This window comes from uncultured Campylobacter sp., assembly GCF_938031315.1.
Lineage (GTDB): Bacteria > Campylobacterota > Campylobacteria > Campylobacterales > Campylobacteraceae > Campylobacter_B.
The window spans coordinates 1-2,518 of sequence record NZ_CALHHT010000476.1; the positions used below are offsets into that span (position 1 = coordinate 1).

Sequence of the window (2,518 nt, forward strand, 5' to 3'; positions counted from 1 at the left end):
CTTCATAGCGCGTTTTGGCGGCTTGCTACGATAGTGCCGCTGATTACGTTTTGCGCCATCGTGGGATTTTTGCCTGCGGATATGCCAGATATCTATATTGTGCCGCCGCTTGCACTGGGGATGGCGATGCAAACGACGGCGTTTAGCGAGGTCGCCGGCAGAGGCTATAACAATGCCTTTACTACGGGCAATCTCAAAAAGACGATGATCTCTTTGGGCGAATACGTAATGCACCGTAAAAGCGAAGATAAGCGCTCGGTTTTCATATACGCAGCCCTCGTAATCAGTTTCGTTGCGGGCGGTATCGCTTCGGCGCTTTTACAAAAGATCTTGGGTTTATATACGATTTTAATTGCGGCGGTGATTTTGGCGGTAACGGCAGGAATTTACGCCCTTATGCTGATTGAGCGCGAGGATCATCTTTCGTCTTGAATTTGCGAGGTTGATTTTATCGAAAAGATTTGCGGAGCGCGAAAGCTCCGCAAAGTATTTTGTCGAGCGCTTATTTTATAACGCCGCAGACCATTCTAGCGCCGCCGCCGCCGAGCGGTCTCGGATGGTCGCTGTGGTTATCGCCGCCTACGTGAACCATCAGCGAGTGACCCTTTAGCTCATCTAAGCTCTTGATTTTCGGAGCTAGCACCGGATAGACCGCATTGCCCTCAGCATCCACGAAAAGTGCAGGTAGATCGCCCTTGTGGCCGCTATCATCCCAAGCAAACGAGTGCTTTTTGGTATCGCTCGGATCCCAGTGGCCGCCCGCTTTCATACCTAGACCCTTCTCATTTGCGCCGCAGTCGGCGTTTTGATGCACGTGAAAGCCGTGCACGCCGCTAGTAAGACCCTTTAAATTCGGGAAAAACGCCACGCCGTAGTTCGTCTCGACCGCTACGACCTCGCCGACGGTTACGTTGCCCTTCTCGCCCAGCTGCTCCATAGTGATGACGAGGTGCTTGCCCGTCTTAGGATCGAAATTTTGCATATCGCCGTGCTCGTGAGCGATCAAGGCGCTTGCGACTAAAATTGATGAAATTAAAAATTTCTTCATGAAAAATCCTTTAAAATGAAATGCGTTTGCAATTCTATCAAAAAAATACTTAAAAATAATTTTTTTCAATTAGACAAATTTCGCTTTTTGTCCAAAAGATTTATCGCATAAAATAAAATCAAGCTGAAAATCACGAGCAAAAGGCTTAAAATCAGCGCCCGCTCGTTCTCGCCGTCATACACGGCGTTGTAGATAGCAAGGCCTAGCGTGTCGGTTTTGCCCACGATGTTTCCGCCCAGCATCAGCGTGATACCCACTTCGCCAAGCCCGCGCGAGAGCGCTAAAATGAGCGCGGAGCCGAGCGTTTTAAGCGAGCTTGGAAGGATTACGAAGAGGAAAATTTGAGCTCTGTTTTTGCCCAAAATTTGCGCGGCTTCGATTAGGCTCTTCGGAAAGAGCTCAAAGCTCGCACACACGGGCTTTACAAACAGCGGCAGCCCCACCAAAAATGCGGCGATTACCAATGAAGAAAAGTTAAAAACGATGTCTAAATTTAACGCAGAGCCGATAAATCCGCTCTTTCCGAAGATGTAAAGAAGCAGAAATCCCGTCGCGATCGGCGGGAAGATGAGCGGAAAAATCACTAAAATTTCGACGATCTTTTTAAATTTGGCTTTGCTGAAAGCCAAAAAATACGCAATTGCCAGCCCTATTGAAATCAGCAGCAAAAAGCTGCAAAATAGGGCTTTGACGCTTAGTATCAGAGGATGTGCGATCCAAGCGATATCGCTCATTTAAGACCGAATTTTGAAAAAATCTCTTTTGAGCGGTCCGATTTAAACTCCTCCATCACCTTTTCGCAAAGCGCCTGCTCGCTGCACGCGCTAAGTCTTGCAATGCCGATATATGCGGGGCTGTAGAGGCTCTCGTCGATGTAGATGATCGAGCCGAACTCATCTTTTTTGGCGACCGCTTCGGTGCTGTTGATAAAGCCCGCCTGCACCTCGCCGTTGATGACGTAAGCGACTACCTGCGGCACGCCCGCGACGGCTAAAATTTTATCTTTTACCCCATCCATCTTGGCGTTTTGTAAAAACTCGTTCGTTCTGATGCCGTAAATCGCCTTTTTGGGATCTGGCATCGCGATTTTATCGAACTTTTCGATCTCGCTGACATCGTTTATTTTGATATTTTTCGGCGTCACCAAAACTAGCGTGCCGCGCCCGACGCGTTCAAATTTAGTGATATTTAGATCGCTTTTTTTCAAAAACGCCTCGTCGCCCACGATGAATGAAATTTTATTCTCGCGCGATTGAATGACGAGCTGGCCGAGGTTTGCAAACGATCCCGCCACGTCCATGCCCTCTTTTTTCAAATTTTCGATCACGGCCGAGACAGGCTTTTTGTATCCGCCGCCGGCTGCTATTATCAGCTGATCCGTGCAGAATGAAACGCTTGCCGTAAGCGCTAAAATAAAAGCAATTTTTTTCATAAAAATCCTTTTTTGGAATTTTAAGAATTTTACAAAAT

4 protein-coding genes are annotated in these 2,518 nt (G+C 47.7%); 1 reads left to right on the forward strand and 3 read right to left on the reverse strand.

Translation table 11 applies throughout. The annotated features are described in order from the left end of the window. Positions 1-432: DUF1275 family protein (locus tag Q0236_RS11810; protein WP_297918267.1), on the forward strand; the 432-nt coding region annotated here is incomplete at its 5' end. 70 nt (positions 433-502) lie between these two features. On the opposite strand, the gene Q0236_RS11815 is transcribed toward Q0236_RS11810, so the two are convergent. The 3 genes from Q0236_RS11815 to modA form a co-directional block, all read right to left on the reverse strand. Then, positions 503-1,048 carry a superoxide dismutase family protein gene (locus Q0236_RS11815; RefSeq protein ID WP_297918270.1) on the reverse strand — a complete coding sequence of 182 codons (546 nt, stop codon included), beginning with the start codon at positions 1,046-1,048 and terminating at the stop codon, positions 503-505. A gap of 65 nt (positions 1,049-1,113) precedes the next feature. Further along, positions 1,114-1,782: a molybdenum ABC transporter permease gene (locus Q0236_RS11820; RefSeq protein ID WP_297918273.1), complete on the reverse strand. Its 669-nt coding sequence runs from the start codon at positions 1,780-1,782 to the stop codon at positions 1,114-1,116. Further along, complete coding sequence (modA, locus tag Q0236_RS11825; RefSeq protein ID WP_297918276.1) at positions 1,779-2,480, reverse strand: molybdate ABC transporter substrate-binding protein; 702 nt, start codon at positions 2,478-2,480, stop codon at positions 1,779-1,781. Before modA ends, Q0236_RS11820 begins: the two co-directional genes overlap by 4 nt. Positions 2,481-2,518: the final 38 nt, after the last annotated feature.

Bases quoted from the DNA above. Each gene is read 5' to 3' on its own strand.
- modA (WP_297918276.1), bottom strand. From the start codon at position 2,480: ATGAAAAAAATTGCTTTTATTTTAGCGCTTACGGCAAGCGTTTCATTC.
- Q0236_RS11820 (WP_297918273.1), bottom strand. From the start codon at position 1,782: ATGAGCGATATCGCTTGGATCGCACATCCTCTGATACTAAGCGTCAAA.
- Q0236_RS11815 (WP_297918270.1), bottom strand. From the start codon at position 1,048: ATGAAGAAATTTTTAATTTCATCAATTTTAGTCGCAAGCGCCTTGATC.